The organism is Curtobacterium sp. VKM Ac-1395 (assembly GCF_015350975.1).
Lineage (GTDB): Bacteria > Actinomycetota > Actinomycetes > Actinomycetales > Microbacteriaceae > Curtobacterium.
In genome coordinates, this window is record NZ_JADKRX010000002.1 from 725,079 (window position 1) to 739,698 (window position 14,620).

13 protein-coding genes and 2 tRNA genes are annotated in these 14,620 nt (G+C 69.8%); 6 read left to right on the plus strand and 9 right to left on the minus strand.

Annotated elements, in window-relative coordinates; translation table 11 throughout:
• Positions 1-42: 42 nt before the first annotated feature.
• From ITJ68_RS08025 to ITJ68_RS08050, 6 genes are all read right to left on the minus strand, one after another.
• Positions 43-2,445, minus strand: a complete 2,403-nt coding sequence (locus ITJ68_RS08025) for a TIM-barrel domain-containing protein (RefSeq protein WP_194660706.1) — start codon at positions 2,443-2,445, stop codon at positions 43-45.
• Positions 2,445-3,353 carry a carbohydrate ABC transporter permease gene (locus tag ITJ68_RS08030; RefSeq protein ID WP_194660707.1) on the minus strand — a complete coding sequence of 303 codons (909 nt, stop codon included), beginning with the start codon at positions 3,351-3,353 and terminating at the stop codon, positions 2,445-2,447. The genes ITJ68_RS08025 and ITJ68_RS08030 overlap by 1 nt, the downstream gene beginning before the upstream one ends.
• Positions 3,350-4,306: a carbohydrate ABC transporter permease gene (locus tag ITJ68_RS08035; protein ID WP_194660708.1), complete on the minus strand. Its 957-nt coding sequence runs from the start codon at positions 4,304-4,306 to the stop codon at positions 3,350-3,352. The genes ITJ68_RS08030 and ITJ68_RS08035 overlap by 4 nt, the downstream gene beginning before the upstream one ends.
• 32 nt (positions 4,307-4,338) lie before the next feature.
• Entirely contained in the window at positions 4,339-5,649 is a 1,311-nt protein-coding gene (locus ITJ68_RS08040; protein WP_194660709.1) for an ABC transporter substrate-binding protein, read from the minus strand.
• Positions 5,650-6,074: 425 nt separating this feature from the next.
• The gene (locus tag ITJ68_RS08045; protein WP_194660710.1) at positions 6,075-6,482 is read right to left on the minus strand and encodes a DUF3566 domain-containing protein; all 408 of its coding nucleotides are present in this window, start codon (positions 6,480-6,482) and stop codon (positions 6,075-6,077) included.
• Positions 6,483-6,694: 212 nt separating this feature from the next.
• On the minus strand, positions 6,695-7,519 hold the full coding sequence (locus ITJ68_RS08050) for an alpha/beta fold hydrolase (RefSeq protein WP_194660711.1): 825 nt from the start codon (positions 7,517-7,519) through the stop codon (positions 6,695-6,697).
• Positions 7,520-7,727: 208 nt separating this feature from the next.
• On the opposite strand from ITJ68_RS08050, the gene ITJ68_RS08055 reads away from it, so the two are divergent.
• Positions 7,728-8,954: an endo-1,4-beta-xylanase gene (locus ITJ68_RS08055; RefSeq protein ID WP_194660712.1), complete on the plus strand. Its 1,227-nt coding sequence runs from the start codon at positions 7,728-7,730 to the stop codon at positions 8,952-8,954.
• A gap of 90 nt (positions 8,955-9,044) precedes the next feature.
• On the opposite strand, the gene ITJ68_RS08060 is transcribed toward ITJ68_RS08055, so the two are convergent.
• Positions 9,045-9,118, minus strand: a tRNA-Gly gene (locus ITJ68_RS08060).
• A 49-nt stretch (positions 9,119-9,167) separates the two neighbouring features.
• Here ITJ68_RS08060 and ITJ68_RS08065 point away from each other — a divergent pair.
• The 5 genes from ITJ68_RS08065 (at position 9,168) to ITJ68_RS08085 (ending at position 12,485) form a co-directional block, all read left to right on the plus strand.
• On the plus strand, positions 9,168-9,524 hold the full coding sequence (locus ITJ68_RS08065; protein ID WP_194660713.1) for a hypothetical protein: 357 nt from the start codon (positions 9,168-9,170) through the stop codon (positions 9,522-9,524).
• A 57-nt stretch (positions 9,525-9,581) separates the two neighbouring features.
• Positions 9,582-9,658: transfer RNA gene (locus ITJ68_RS08070), tRNA-Pro, on the plus strand.
• Between the two features lie 35 nt (positions 9,659-9,693).
• Positions 9,694-11,001 carry a trigger factor gene (gene tig, locus ITJ68_RS08075; RefSeq protein WP_194660714.1) on the plus strand — a complete coding sequence of 436 codons (1,308 nt, stop codon included), beginning with the start codon at positions 9,694-9,696 and terminating at the stop codon, positions 10,999-11,001.
• A gap of 168 nt (positions 11,002-11,169) precedes the next feature.
• Positions 11,170-11,799 carry an ATP-dependent Clp protease proteolytic subunit gene (locus ITJ68_RS08080; protein WP_071274271.1) on the plus strand — a complete coding sequence of 210 codons (630 nt, stop codon included), beginning with the start codon at positions 11,170-11,172 and terminating at the stop codon, positions 11,797-11,799.
• A 26-nt stretch (positions 11,800-11,825) separates the two neighbouring features.
• Positions 11,826-12,485: an ATP-dependent Clp protease proteolytic subunit gene (locus tag ITJ68_RS08085; RefSeq protein WP_071274268.1), complete on the plus strand. Its 660-nt coding sequence runs from the start codon at positions 11,826-11,828 to the stop codon at positions 12,483-12,485.
• Positions 12,486-13,062: 577 nt separating this feature from the next.
• Here ITJ68_RS08085 and ITJ68_RS08090 read toward each other — a convergent pair.
• Both ITJ68_RS08090 and ITJ68_RS08095 read right to left on the minus strand, forming a co-directional pair.
• Complete coding sequence (locus tag ITJ68_RS08090; protein WP_194660715.1) at positions 13,063-13,710, minus strand: copper resistance CopC family protein; 648 nt, start codon at positions 13,708-13,710, stop codon at positions 13,063-13,065.
• A gap of 20 nt (positions 13,711-13,730) precedes the next feature.
• Positions 13,731-14,480, minus strand: coding sequence for a YcnI family protein (locus tag ITJ68_RS08095; protein WP_194660716.1), 750 nt, complete (start codon positions 14,478-14,480; stop codon positions 13,731-13,733).
• Positions 14,481-14,620 lie beyond the last annotated feature (140 nt).

The following is a 14,620-nucleotide window of genomic DNA, read 5'->3' on the forward strand; positions in this document are numbered from 1 at the left end:
TCCGCAGCGTGCGGGGCGGGCCCGGGCCGAGCCTCCCGTCCGTCAGGCCGTGGGGTGGACGCTCCCCAGCAGCTCGACCAGGGCGGCGCGGAGCGGGTCGGGCAGGCCGACGGTCTCGAGCTCCGCGATCCGGTCCGCGCGCGGGGTGTCGCGGGCCAGCAGGGTCCACGCCTCGAGCTTCTCCGGGTTGCCGACCTGTGCGCGTTCCAGCACCTGGCGGACGGCGTCGCGGGCGTCGAGCCCGACCGTGGGCGTGCCGGCGAGCGTGACGGACGCCCCCGTGGCGGTGTCGGCCGTGACGTCGACCGAGAACCGGTCGTGCCCCTGGACGTCCACGTGCTGTCCGGGTGCCGGTGCCGCCAGGAACGTCACGCGCCAGTGCCGCGCCGTCGGGACGGCCGTGCGGTCGCCCTCGGCGGCGTCGATGCGGAACGTCGCCGTGTCCGCGTCCCAGGACAGCCTCGTGGTGCAGGTCGAAGCGGGGTCGCCCTCCCGGTCCTCGACCAGGGTGAACGAGCCCGAGGTGCCGGGGGCGACGAGCACCTCGAACGAGGTCGGGTTGACGGTGGCGTCGACCTCGTCCCCGGCGGCCAGGGGCAGCACGCCACCGGCGCGGAGCAGCACTGGGACGCCGTCGAGCCCGCGGTGCAGGTCCACCCAGCGGTCACCGGCGTACGTCGTGCCGGTGAAGACGTCCGTCCAGCTGCCCGGCGGCAGCCAGGCCCGGGCGCGTCCGAGCAGTGTCGACGGGTCGCGCGGCTCGACGATCGGCGCGACGACGAGCTCGCTGCCGAAGGCATAGACGTTCGGCGCGCGGTACGCCTCGTCGCGGTGCGGCTCGAGGTGGTAGAGCGGCCGGACGAGCGGGGTGCCAGCAGCGGCGCGGTGGTTCATCGTGTGCAGGTACGGCACCAGGCGGTGGCGGAAGCGCAGGGCGTCGCCCATCGCCGCGCGTGCCTCGGCCGGGAACGCCCACGGCTCCTTGCGGATGAACGGGTTGTTCGCGGAGTGCAGCCGCATGATCGGCGAGAACACCCCGAACTGCACCCAGCGGGTCGCGAGCTCGTCGTCGCGGACGCCGCGGGTGTGCCCGCCGACGTCGTGGCTCCACCAGCCGTAGCCGATGTTCGCGGCAGTCGCGGTGAACTCCGGCTGGAATGCGAGCGACGCCCACGACACCACGGCGTCGCCGGAGAACCCGACGGCGTAGCGGTGACTGCCCGGCCCGGCGTAGCGCGAGAACGTCATGCCCGCGCCGCCGTCGCGCGCGGAGTCCAGGTGGTGGAAGTGGTTCAACAGCCAGAGCGGGTCGACGCCGGGCAGGCTCGTCGTGCGGCCCTGCTGCCAGTCGATCCACCAGAAGTCGACGCCCTGCTCCTCGAGCGGACGGTGCAGCACGGCGAAGTACGCGCGGAGGAACGTCGGGTCGGTCGGGTCGAACGGGATCGGGGTCTCCGTCGCCGGGTCGATGCCCATCGCCTCGGCCATCGCGGGGTAGGCGTCCTCGAACGCCCGGACGCCGTCGGCGGGGTGCAGGTTCAGCGTCGTGCGCATCCCGCGGCGGTGCAGCTCCCCGAGGAACGCTGCCGGGTCCGGGATCAGCTCGGGCTCCCACGAGTACCCGGTCCAGCCGTTGCCGAAGCGCTCCGGCACGGAGTCCACGCGGTGCCAGTCCATGTCGATCACGGCGACGGAGAACGGCAGGGACTCCTCGGCGAACCGGTCCATCAGCGCCAGGTACTCGGTGTCCGAGTACGGGTGGTAGCGGCTCCACCAGTTGCCGAGCGCCCAGCGGGGGAGCAGCGACGGCGCCCCGGACAGGGCGTAGTACGCCTGGATGGCCGCGGTGTAGTCGCGCCCGTGGGCGAAGACCGTGACGTCCCGGCGGCCGGGCACGCGGGTGCCGATCCAGCCGTCGTCCTCGAACAGGAACGACTCGGAGTCGTCGAGCACGGTGATGCCGTCGCGCGCCAGGAGTCCCTGCTCGAAGGGCATCCGACCGTCGACGTCGTCGAGGGTCCTGCCCGTGCCGCCGAGGTCCCGCGCGGGCTGTCCCCAGCGCCAGCGGTTCGCGTCGGGTCCGAACGTCTCGACGACGAAGCCGCCGGGGGAGAACGCCTGGCCGTCGTAGCGGAGCCGGGCCCGTGCCGTGGTGACCTCGACCCCGCTGCCGACGCGGACGACGGTGTGCTCGGGGACGGGCAGGTCGCGGCGGAGGGTGAAGGTCGAGGCGCGGTCCTCGAATCCGCCGTCCTCGCTCCACTCGACGCGGAACAGGCCGTCGCCGAGGACCGTCACACGCCAGTGCTCGCCCGTGGTCACCGCCGCCGGGTCCGCGCGCGGGGCGGAGCCGGGGAAGGGGCGGATGACGTCGGCGGTCGCCGTCGTCTGGTCGGTCGCGTCGGTCTGGCTGGCCGCGTCGGCCTGGGTCGTCTGGTCGGTCATCAGTTCTTCACCGCTCCCTGGGTCACGCCGCTGATCACCCAGCGCTGGGCGAACAGGTAGACGATGATCGTCGGCGCCATCGCCATCAGGTACGAGGCGAAGGCGACGTTGTAGTTCGTGCCGAACTTGCTCTGGAAGATGTTCTGCACCACCGGCAGCGTCTGCAGGGTCGGGTCAGCGGTGATGAGCGACGGCAGCATGAAGTCGTTCCAGGACGCCAGGAACGCGAAGATGCCGACCGTGGCGTTCATCGGCGCGAGCAGCGGCAGGATGATCTGCCAGAAGATCTGCCACGTGCTCGCCCCGTCGATGCGGGCGCTCTCCTCGAGCTCGACCGGGATCGACCTGAGGTAGGCCGAGTACAGCAGCACCGAGAACGACAGCTGGAACATGGCGTGCAGGATGCCGACGCCGAACGGGTTGTCGAGCCCGATCTCGGCCGTCAGCTTGATCTGCGGGAGCGCGATCACCGGGAACGGCAGGAACATCGCGGCGAGCAGGTAGACGAACGACCAGCGGAAGAAGCGTCGGTGCCAGTTCCGGACGATCGCGTAGGACGCGAACGAGCTGAGCAGCAGGGTGGCCACCACGGTCAGTGCCGCGACCCCGAGCGAGACCGAGAACGACACGGGGAAGCGGGTGAGCTGCCACGCCTCGGCGAAGCTCGCCGGGTTGAACGGGTTCGGCAGGGACAGCGCGTTGCCGTCGACGGACTGCGCGCTCGTCTTGAACGCCATGGCGACCGTCACGAAGAGCGGGACGAGTACCGTCAAGGAGGCGATGGCCAGGACCGTGGTCAGGACCCAGTTGGTCCCGCCCAGGCGTCCGCGGCGCCGACGCGGTGGCTGGTCGGGTCCGGACGTCGTCGATGGGCGCTGGGCTGGGGTGCGGGTGTCGAGGGCGGTCATGCGAGTCGCAGGTTCCTTCCGCGGGTCGCCGCGAGCTGCAGCACGGAGATGAGGACGGTGATGATGAAGAAGACGGTCGCGTTGGCCATCTGGTAGGCGTAGTCGCCACCGGTGAAGCCGCTGAAGATCGTCATCGCGACGCTGCTGGTCGCGGTGCCGGGGCCACCGCCGGTCAGGCCGACGATGACGTCGTACGCCCCGAGGTAGCCCTTCACGCCGAGCACCGTGTTGATGACGATGAACCCGCTGATGAGCGGCAGGGTGATCGAGCGCAGCTGCTTCCACGCGCCGGCGCCGTCGAGGGCGCTGGCCTCGTACAGGTCCGTCGGGATCGAGGTGAGGCCGGCCGTGTAGACCAGGAGCGCCCCGGGCACGGTCTGCCAGGCGGAGACGATCACGATCGAGACCCAGGCGAGGTTCGGGTCACCGAGGATGCTCTGCTCGAGCGGTGCGAACCCGACCGAGGTCGCCAGGGCCGGCAGCGTGTTCGAGAACAGGTAGTTGAAGACGTAGGCGACGATGATGCCGGACACGACCATCGGGATGACGAACACCGAGCGGAGCCCGGCGGCGAACTTCACGCGCTTGGTGAGCGCGATGGCCAGCGAGAGCGCGATCACCTGCGTGACGATGACCGTCACGACGGCGAACCCGAGCGTGAACCCGTACGAGCCGAGGATCGACGGGTCGGACACCAGGGCGCGGTAGTTCTCCAGCCCCAGGAACTTCCACCGACCGAAGCCGAGGTAGTCCGTGAAGCTGTAGAAGATGCCGACGCATGCCGGTGCCACGACGAACGCCGTGAAGAGCACGAGCGTGGGGATGATGAACGCGTAGTACATGCGCTCGGTGCGGCGCATGGATCCGACGCGGTGGTGCACGCGCGTGGCCGCGGTGGCGGGGCCGGGCACGGGCTGGTCCGTGTCGGGGGACAGCGGGGTCTGCATGGTCATGAGGGCTCCTGGGGGTCTCGGTCGCTGCCGGGTCAGACAGTGGCGGACCGGCCGGCGAGGCGTCGCCAGTCATCGTCGAGCCGCTGCAGCATCGAGGTGAAGTCACCGCTCCGGATCGCCGACTGCAGGTAGTTGCCGAGGGGGATCGAGGTCGGGATGAAGGTGCCGGCGCCCTGGTAGAACGCGGCGTCGTCGACGTAGCGCTGCAGGCCGGCGAGTCGCTCGTCGGACTGCGGCGGGGCGTCCTTGGTCGTCGAGTAGGCCAGGTTGTCGCGGTTGTAGGCGTCGAGCACCTCGGGCTGCATGAGGAACTCGACGAGCTCCTCCGCCCGCTCGACGTTGGCGCTCGCCGTCGGGATCCACAGGCCGAGGTCGATGTTCACGCGCGCCTTGCGGTCGGCGGGGTCGTTCGTCACGGGGAGCGCGAACGTCCCGACCTCGAGCTTGTCGTCGATCAGTGCGATCTGTCCGAGCGCCCATGGCCCCTGCAGGTACATGGCCGCCTTGCCCTGCCCGAACGCCAGGTTGCCGTCGGCGTAGGACCGGGTCGCGTGGTCCGGGTTGAAGAACGTCGAGATGCGCTTCGCGCGCTCCATCGGCACCGCGAGGGTCTTCTCGAACGACACCTCGGAGTCGGGGCCGACGTCGGCGCCGATCGTCTTCATCTTCCGGAAGAAGGCGCCGGGCTCGACGAGGCTGCCGACCGAGTAGTCGAAGAGCCCTTGCCAGAGGGTCCACGTGTCGCGGTCGGTGGCGTAGATCGGGGTGATGCCGTCCTTCTGCAGGGCGGTGCACACGTCGACGAACTCGTTCCACGTCGTGGGGACGGGCAGGTCGTGCTCGGCGAAGATCCGCTTGTTGTAGATCACGCCGGCAGCCGCGAGCGAGTACGGCAGCACGCTCGTCTGGCCCTGGTAGGTGGCGTACTGCTGGCCGAGGGTCACGATGCTCGGGCGGATGCGGTCGGCCGACGGCAGGGCGCTGAGGTCCCGCAGCACGCCGCGCTCGACGTAGCGGGCGAGCTCGAGGTTGTCGTTGAAGCAGCCCACGTCCGACGGCTGCCCGCGCACGAACTGCGGGGCGATCGCCGTGGTGCTGTCGTGGACGACCCGGACGCCGGTGTTCTCGCGCTCGAAGCGGCGGAGGAGCTTGTCGAAGTAGGCGATGACCTCCTGCTTCTGCTCGTAGAAGCGGATCGTCGTCGCGCCGCCCGAGGCTGCTCCGCCGGGGGCCGCGCAGCCGGCGAGTGCCATCGTGCCGAGGGCGATGCCGCCCGCTGCGCTCGTGAGGAACCCGCGTCGACTGAGTGCGGTTCCGATGGTGCCTGTCCTGCTGCCGGCCATTGCTGCTCCCTCTGGCGCTCCGTCGCGCTGGACCATCTTTACAGCGCTGTAAACGCATGTCAACGATGTAATCCGGGAGGGTGTGCACGGTGCGCTCACGAGTCGGGCCGGGTCGGGCCGGGTGGGCGTGGCGAGCGGTCACGACACCCCGCTCAGGTCCACCGACGGGTCACGGACCGTCGGTCGGGGCGTCGCGGCGCGACGACCTCCGACCCCTCGGCGGCACGCACTCGGGGTGTCGTGACCACTCGGCTGGCCGGCACGGGCCGGACTGGAGGCACGGTGCGGGGCGGCACCGCGCCTCCAGTCCGGCGGGTGCGCGCGTGATGGGCTCGCTCCGCCGAGGGAGCAGGGATCGTCGGGTGCGGTCAGGCGACCCGACGATTCCTGCTCCCTCGATGAGGTTCGACCGTCGCGGCGTCGGGTCAGTCGTTGGCGAAGCCGACGTTCAGACCGCCGGTGACGAGCACGCTGAGGTTGTAGAGGATGCTCACCACGGCGCCGAGCACCGTCCCGACGACCACGTCGAGGATGCCGAGGACGCTCGCGAACCCGAGCACCTGGCCCAGCGAGACCTCGTCTTCGATGGAGTAGGCCTTCTGCTGCAGGACGTCCCGCAGCAGGGTGTCGACCCGGTCGAAGACACCGGTCTGGTCGAGCACCGCCCAGACCACGGCCACGGCGACGACGAGCACGATCGCCCCGGCCAGGCTGACGAGGAACGACAGCTTCACCACGGACCAGAAGTCGAGGTGCACCAGCCGGAGCCGGACCTGGCGGGTGCTGACGGGCTGTTTCGTCTTCTGCTGGAGCTTCTCGGCGACAGTGGTCATGGCTCGACTCGTCATCTCCGGCCTCGGCGGGCGCGGGGTCGGGGAACGGGGTTCCAGTCTGGGAAGGGACCGGGCCCAGTCGCATCGGTCGCGCGACGGACACGCTTCACCGCTGCGGATGACGTGTGGTGTCTGCCGGAGGTTCGGCAGCCGTCGCCGGGCCGTCTGCCGGAGGTGCGGCAGCCGTCGCCGGGCTGCCGCACCTCGGCGGGTCAGGCGCGGAGCCAGGCCAGGATGTCGGCGTTGATCGTGTCGGCCTCGGTCGTCGGCATGCCGTGCGGGAAGCCGGGGTAGGCCTTCAGGGTGCCGTTCTGCACGAGCTCGGCCGAGAGCGGGCCGGCGTCGGCGAAGGGCACGATCTGATCGTCCTCGCCGTGCATGACGAGGGTGGGCACGCTGATCTTCTTGAGGTCCTCGGTGAAGTCGGTCTGCGAGAACGCGACGATGCCGTCGTAGTGGGCCTTCGCGCCGCCCATCATCCCCTGGCGCCACCAGTTCTCGATGATCGCCTCCGAGGCCTCGACGCCCGGGCGGTTGTAGCCGTAGAACGGGCCGGAGGGCAGGGCGCGGTAGAAGTTCGACCTGTTCGCGGCGAGCTGCGCCTGCAGGTCGTCGAAGACGCTCTTGGGCAGGCCGCCGGGGTTGGCGTCGGTCTGCACCATGATCGGCGGCACGGCGCTGATCAGGACCGCTCGGGCGACTCGCTCCTCGCCGTACTGCGCGATATAGTGGGCGACCTCGCCTCCGCCGGTCGAGTGCCCGATGTGGATGGCGTCGTGCAGGTCGAGGTGTTCCGTCAGCGCCGCGAGGTCGGCGGCGTAGTGGTCCATGTCGTGCCCGTCCGACGTCTGGCTCGAGCGGCCGTGCCCGCGTCGGTCGTGCGCGATGACGCGGTACCCCTGGGCCAGGAAGAACAGCATCTGGGTGTCCCAGTCGTCGGCGGACAGTGGCCAGCCGTGGCTGAACACGACGGGCTGACCCGAGCCCCAGTCCTTGAAGAAGATGTCGGTGCCGTCGGTCGTGGTGATCGTGCCCATGAGAGCTCCTTTGTGTGCGACGCCGCCAGCACTGGCGGCTCCGGGTGGGAGGAGGCCTGGCGACGGTGGCTGCTCGCCGGGTCCGGTCTCAGTGTGGCGAACCTCGGGGCCGTCGACGGGAAAGTTGACACATTGTTCACGAACGGGCAGCCCGGTGCTATGTTGGCGCGCACAACAAAACCCGGACGACGACGTCGGAGGACGCGCGATGACGCACGGAACAGACCACCGCACCGGCACGACGACGCTCACGGTGGTGGACGGGGACGGCGCCCCGGTCCCCGGCGCCGACGTCACCGTGGAGCAGACCCGACATGCCTTCTCGTTCGGCAACATCGGGTTCGACTTCAACGGGCTCGCGAACGGTGAGCCCGGGGTCGGTGACGACCACCTCGCCGACCTCTACGCCGACGTCTTCAACGTGGCGACGCTGCCGTTCTACTGGGGGCGGTTCGAGCCGGAGCGCGGGCACCCGGACACCGGCCGGCTGCTGACCACGGCGCAGTGGTTCCGTGACCGCGGCATCGCCCTCAAGGGGCACCCGCTCGTCTGGCACACCGTCCAGCCCGACTGGCTGCTCGGGCTGCCGCTGGACGAGGTCGAGGCGTTGCAGCGCGCACGCATCCGCCGCGAGGTCAGCGAGTTCGCCGGGGTCATCGACACCTGGGACGCGATCAACGAGGTCGTGATCATGCCCGTGTTCGACAACGGTGACAACGCGATCACCCCGCTCGCCCGGGCTCGTGGCCGGATCCCGATGATCCGGATGGCGTTCGAGGAGGCCCGCGCGGCGAACCCGCACGCCACGCTCCTGCTCAACGACTTCGACCTGTCGAGCGCGTACGAGTGCCTGATCGAGGGCGTCCTCGAGGCCGGCGTGCAGCTCGACGCCATCGGGCTGCAGACCCACATGCACCAGGGCTACTGGGGCGAGGACACCATGCTCGCGATGGTCGACCGGTTCGCCCGGTACGGGCTGCCGCTGCACCTGACCGAGACGTCGCTCGTGTCCGGCGACCTCATGCCCGCGCACATCGTCGACCTCAACGACCACCAGGTGCCCTCGTGGCCGTCGACCCCCGAGGGTGAGGCGCGCCAGGCGGACGACGTCGAGCGGCACTACCGGAGCCTCGTGGCGCACCCGTCCGTCGAGGCGATCACGTACTGGGGGATCACCGACGCCGACGCGTGGCTCGGCGCCCCGATCGGGCTGGTCCGGGCTGACGGCACACCGAAGCCCGCGTACGACGCGCTGCGCCGCCTGGTGAAGGAGGAGTGGTGGCTCGCTCCCACCACGATGCGCACGGACGAGCGGGGCCAGGTGCAGGTGCGCGGGTTCCGGGGGGAGTACCGCGTCGACGTGCGTGGCGCGGCGACCGGCTTCACCGTCGGCGACGAGCAATCCGAGGTGCGAGTGACTCAAGAGAGGGGATGACGGGAATCGCTCATCGACGCAGCGCCAGTGGTCGTGATCTGGAGGGGATGGCGGGGATCGCTCATCGACGCAGCGCCAGTGGTCGTGATCTGGAGGGGATGACGGGAATCGAACCCGCGTAGCCAGTTTGGAAGACTGGGGCTCTACCATTGAGCTACATCCCCGCGCCTGCGCACGAGGCGCAGCCCCACCACTGTAGCGGACGAACGGCACGTGAGCGGACGACCAACACCGAAGCGGACGGCTCCCGGCAGCGTGGTCGTGCTCCCACCGGACGAGGCCTCCCAGCGCCGGATCCGACGCTCCCGGGTCCTCTCCTACGCCCTCGTCGTGCTCGCCGCCGTCGTGCTCTCGCTGCGCCCGGACGTCCTCGGCGACCCGCAGGCCCAGCCGTGGCACGCGCTCCTGCACGTGTGGCGGATCGTGCTCGGCCTGGTGCTGGCGCTCGCCGCACTCGGCGTGCAGATCGTCGTCGGCGTGCAGTGGCGCAAGGGACTCAGAGCTGTGGAGGACGACGAGCTTCCCACAGGCCGCGCGGCTCCCGGGGACGGCGGAGCACATCCCCGCTAGACTCATCGGCGTCGCATGCGCCCTACCGGTGTGCGCGAGCACCCTGGCCCAGTCAAACGGGGCGTAGCTCAGCTTGGTAGAGCGCCCGCTTTGGGAGCGGGAGGTCGCAGGTTCAACTCCTGTCGCCCCGACCAGGACACACCACCGCCAACCATCAGGAGAATCCCCCTTGGCCAACAGCACCGTCGACAAGGTGAGCGAGACCCGCGTCAAGCTCACGGTGAACGTGACGCCGGAAGAGCTCAAGCCGAGCCTCGACCACGCCTACAAGCACATCGCCGAGCAGATCAACATCCCCGGCTTCCGCAAGGGCAAGGTCCCGCCGGCGATCGTCGACCAGCGTGTCGGCCGCGGCGAGGTCCTGAACCACGCCGTCGGTGACGCGATCGACACCTTCTACCGCCAGGCGGTCGAAGAGCAGGAGCTGCGCATCCTCGGCCGTGCCGAGGCCGACGTCGCCGAGCTCCCGAACGTCAACGACTTCACCGGTGACCTCGTCCTCACCTTCGAGGTGGACGTCCGTCCCGAGTTCGACCTCCCCGACTACTCCTCCTACGAGCTGACCGTCGACGCGGTCGAGGTCTCCGACGACGAGATCGACGAAGAGCTGCAGAACCTCCGCACGCGCTTCGGCACCCTCGTCACGGTCGACCGTCCGGCCACCACCGGCGACTTCGCCCAGATCGACCTCACCGCCACCATCGGTGACGACGAGGTCGACTCGGCCACCGGCGTCTCCTACGAGCTCGGCTCCGGCGACCTGCTCGAGGGCATCGACGAGGCCCTCGAGTCCCTCACCGCCGGCGAGTCCACCACCTTCCAGTCCAAGCTCGTCGGTGGCGACCGCGAAGGCGAGATCGCCCAGATCGCCGTGACCGTCACCGCCGTCAAGGAGCGCGAGCTCCCCGACGCCGACGACGAGTTCGCCCAGATCGCCAGCCAGTTCGACACGATCGACGAGCTCAAGGCCGACCTGAAGGAGCAGATCGCGAAGTCCAAGACCTTTGGTCAGGGCTCCGCTGCGCGTGACCTGCTCGTCGAGAAGCTGCTCGAGGACGTCAACATCCCGATCTCGGAGAAGCTCATCGAGGACGAGGTCCACCGTCACCTCGAGCAGGAGAACCGTCTCGAGGACGACGAGCACCGCAAGGAGGTCGCCGAGTCCAGCGAGACCGCCTTCCGCTCGCAGATCCTGCTCGACTCCATCGCGGAGAAGGAGCAGATCCAGGTCTCGCAGGAAGAGCTGACGCAGTACCTCATCCAGGCCGCTGCGCAGTACGGCATGGAGCCGGGCGAGTTCATCAAGGTGATCGACCAGAACGGCCAGATCCCCGGCATGGTCGGCGAGGTCGCTCGCTCCAAGGCCGTCGCCACCGTCCTCGCGCAGGTCACGGTGAAGGACTCGAACGGCGAGCCGGTCGACCTGTCCGCGTTCACCGCGGGCGTCGCCGAGCCGGCCTCGGTCGACGCCGAGTAGTCATCCGCTCGACGCGACCAGCGTCAGCGACAGGAGGCGCGGTGCCAGCTGGCACCGTGCCTCCTGTCTGTTTCGGCTCGACCGCATTGCCGACAGCGAACAGGCGAGAAGTGCTGCGTTGCAACCGATAAGTTCGACATCAAGCGACAACTGAACGGGAGCTTTTCCATGGCCGAAGCAACACTGAACCCCAGTGTTTTTGACCGCCTTCTGAGAGACCGGATCGTGTGGCTCGGCTCCGAGGTCCGCGACGACAACTCGAACGAGATCGCAGCCAAGCTGCTGCTGCTCGCCGCCGAGGACCCTGAGAAGGACATCTACCTCTACATCAACTCGCCCGGTGGTTCGATCACCGCCGGCATGGCGATCTACGACACGATGCAGTTCGTGCCGAACGACATCGTCACGGTGGGCATCGGCCTCGCCGCGTCGATGGGGCAGTTCCTGCTCTCGTCCGGCACGCCCGGCAAGCGCTACATCACCCCGAACGCCCGTGTGCTCCTGCACCAGCCGTCCGGTGGCTTCGGCGGGACCGCCGCGGACATCCAGACGCAGGCGAAGGTCATCCTCGACATGAAGCAGCGCATGGCCGAGCTGACCGCCGAGCAGACCGGCAAGTCGATCGAGCAGGTCCTCAAGGACAACGACCGCGACAACTGGTTCTCGGCGCAGGAAGCCCTCGAGTACGGCTTCGTCGACCACCTCCGCGCATCGTCCGCCGAGGTCATCGGTGGGGGTGGCACGGTCGCCGACGGCGAGACGCCGACCCCGGCCGCCGACCCCGACGCCCAGTCCTGATCACCACCGAAGAAAAGGAAACGAGAATGCATCTCCCCATGCTCGGTGGCGCGCAGAACGTCCCGGCTCCCACTGATCGGTACATCCTGCCGACGTTCGAAGAGCGCACGGCCTACGGCTACAAGCGCCAGGACCCGTACGCCAAGCTCTTCGAGGACCGCATCATCTTCCTCGGCGTGCAGGTCGACGACGCGTCCGCCGACGACGTCATGGCCCAGCTGCTCGTGCTCGAGTCGCAGGACCCGGACCGCGACATCGTGATGTACATCAACTCGCCCGGTGGCTCGTTCACCGCGATGACGGCGATCTACGACACGATGCAGTACATCCGGCCGCAGATCCAGACGGTCTGCCTCGGACAGGCTGCCTCGGCCGCGTCGGTGCTCCTCGCCGGCGGTACCGCTGGCAAGCGCCTCGCACTGCCGAACGCCCGTGTGCTCATCCACCAGCCTGCCGTCCAGCAGGGTGGCGGCCAGGCCTCCGACATCGAGATCCAGGCCGCGGAGATCCTCCGCATGCGCACCTGGCTCGAGGAGACGCTGTCGAAGCACTCGAACAAGACGCCGGAAGAGATCAACCACGACATCGAGCGCGACAAGATCATGTCCGCGCAGGAAGCCGTGGAGTACGGCCTGATCGACCAGGTCCTGACCAGCCGGAAGAACCTCCCCGCGCTCGTCAAGTAGTCCTGATGACGACGGCCCCGCACCCATCGGTGCGGGGCCGTCGTCATGTCCGGCGCCGGCCTGGAGGCTCGGGTTGCCTCCGCCCGGCTGGTTCCGCCCGCCGAGTGGTCAGGAAGCGTCGGTCGGCGGGCTCCGCAGCGACGGTCTCCGACCGCTCGGCGGACGTGAGCGGGGTGTTGCGACCGGTCGAGGTGGGAACGCGCGGGCGCGGGCGCTGAGATCGCACTTCGTGTCGGGTCGCGGCAGGGGGAGCCGACATGTACTGCGATCTCAGGGACGTCCGTTGCTGCCCGGCGGCGGCCTGGAGGCTCGGGTTGCCTCCGCCGCGCTGCTTCCGCCCGCCGAGTGGTCGCGACACCCCGTCGGGTTGACGCCGAGCGGTCAGGAAGTGTCGGTCGGCGGGCTCCGCAGCGACGGTCTCCGACCGGTCGGCGGAGGTGACCGGGGTGTTGCGACCGGTCGGAGGCGCGTGCGCGTGCGCGGGCGCGGGCGCGGGCGCTGAGATCGCAGTTCGTGTCGGGTCGCGGCAGGGGGAGCCGACACGAAGTGCGATCTCAGCGGCGTCAGTCGGCGGGCGTCAGGCGCCCGGGGTGTCGGACGGGTCGTCGTCGGGGGACGGGGACGGGCGGCGACGGAGGAGCAGCAGCACGGCGACGATCGCCGCGACGACGACGAGGCCCCCGGCGCCGATCCAGAGGGCGTCGGTCGCGGGGGAGTCGGAGGCGCCGGACGCCGTACCCGTGGTGGTCTCCGACGACGACGATCCCGCCCGTGCGCAGGTCGGCGGCGTGCTCGACCCGGACGCGGGGGTGAAGCCGGCGGGCGCGTCCCACGTGAAGGGGTACTCGTCCGACACCGTGTGACCGTCGGCGGAAACGATCTGCCACTCCACCTGGTACTTGCCCGAGGCGCCGAGTGCTGCGGTCGTGGTCATCGAAGGGCCGTCGATGTCGACGCAGCCGTCCTCGTAGTACTTCTCGTCAGGACCGACGATGCGGTACGCGAACCCCGACCCGGAGCCGCCGATGTCGAGCAGCTTGTCGTTCGTCGTGATCTCGAACGCCTTCGGCAGCGCGGTCAGGGTGCCGTCCACCTTCGGCGTCGAGGCGATGAGGTAGTTGTGCGCGTCGGCCGGTCCCGCGAGGCCGAGGACGGCACCGCCTGCGATCGCGAGGACCGCGGCGGACGTGGCCAGGAGCCTCCTGGCCGTGGGAGGCCGGCGCACTGCCGGACGCGAGCCGGACGTCACTTCGCGCCGCGGCGGCGGGTGGCGGCGACGGCGACGACCAGGCCGGCCGCACCGAGCACCAGGCCGCCGAGGCCGAGGAAGCGACCGACCAGGTCGGGCTCGGACGAGGACGAGGAGGACGAGGACGACGCAGCCGGTGCCGTGGTGGCGTCGTCGTCCGTGGCGTTCGCAGCGGTGGCGTCGTCGTCGTCACCGGAGGCGGTCGCCGCGGTCAGCGTGATCGAGGGGGCGGGGTGCTCCGGCTCGGCCTGACCGGCCTTCTGGGCCTGGTCCCACTCGGTCGAGCCCGTTGCACAGGTCTGCGTGACGGGGAGCGCGACCACGTCGCCCGGCTTGCCGTCTGGGAGCGAGAACGACAGCGAGAAGGTGTCCCGCTCGTCGGCGGGCAGCGGGGTCTTCGCGGCGTAGGTGATGCTCGTTACCCGCTCGCCGGCGTCCTCGGCGGACTCGTCGTCGGCCGCGGCGGACGGGCTCGTGTACTTCTCGGTCGTCTTCGTGATGTCCCAGTTCGGGTTCACGGTGGGGGTGACCTCGATCACCGAGGACGGGATGTGGAACTGCAGCTTCGTGGTGGGCGAGCCGTCGCAGCCGTGCGGGACCGAGAACGTGGCGGTCGTGTACGAGTTCGCTGCGGTCGAGGTGCTCGTCGCCTCGACGTGCGCGCTGGCGGAGGCCGCCGTGCCGAGGACGATGACCGCGGCGACGCCGAGGGTCGCTGCTCCGCCGAGGGCGAGACGCTGCTGCATGGGGTTCCTTCCGGAGGACTACTTCTACAAGTTGTAGAGACGACGCCTTCACCGTAGCAGGACCGCACGCCCTGGGCGAACGCCCCCGCGGAAACGCGCTCGGCGTCGCCGTGAGTGTCGCTGGATGCGGTTAGGCTCGA

Excerpts from the sequence above, each read along its gene's own strand:
- ITJ68_RS08025 (WP_194660706.1), bottom strand. The coding sequence starts at position 2,445 with ATGACCGACCAGACGACCCAGGCCGACGCGGCCAGCCAGACCGACGCG.
- ITJ68_RS08030 (WP_194660707.1), bottom strand. The coding sequence starts at position 3,353 with ATGACCGCCCTCGACACCCGCACCCCAGCCCAGCGCCCATCGACGACG.
- ITJ68_RS08035 (WP_194660708.1), bottom strand. The coding sequence starts at position 4,306 with ATGACCATGCAGACCCCGCTGTCCCCCGACACGGACCAGCCCGTGCCC.
- ITJ68_RS08040 (WP_194660709.1), bottom strand. The coding sequence starts at position 5,649 with ATGGCCGGCAGCAGGACAGGCACCATCGGAACCGCACTCAGTCGACGC.
- ITJ68_RS08045 (WP_194660710.1), bottom strand. The coding sequence starts at position 6,482 with ATGACCACTGTCGCCGAGAAGCTCCAGCAGAAGACGAAACAGCCCGTC.
- ITJ68_RS08050 (WP_194660711.1), bottom strand. The coding sequence starts at position 7,519 with ATGGGCACGATCACCACGACCGACGGCACCGACATCTTCTTCAAGGAC.
- ITJ68_RS08055 (WP_194660712.1), top strand. The coding sequence starts at position 7,728 with ATGACGCACGGAACAGACCACCGCACCGGCACGACGACGCTCACGGTG.
- ITJ68_RS08080 (WP_071274271.1), top strand. The coding sequence starts at position 11,170 with ATGGCCGAAGCAACACTGAACCCCAGTGTTTTTGACCGCCTTCTGAGA.
- ITJ68_RS08085 (WP_071274268.1), top strand. The coding sequence starts at position 11,826 with ATGCATCTCCCCATGCTCGGTGGCGCGCAGAACGTCCCGGCTCCCACT.
- ITJ68_RS08095 (WP_194660716.1), bottom strand. The coding sequence starts at position 14,480 with ATGCAGCAGCGTCTCGCCCTCGGCGGAGCAGCGACCCTCGGCGTCGCC.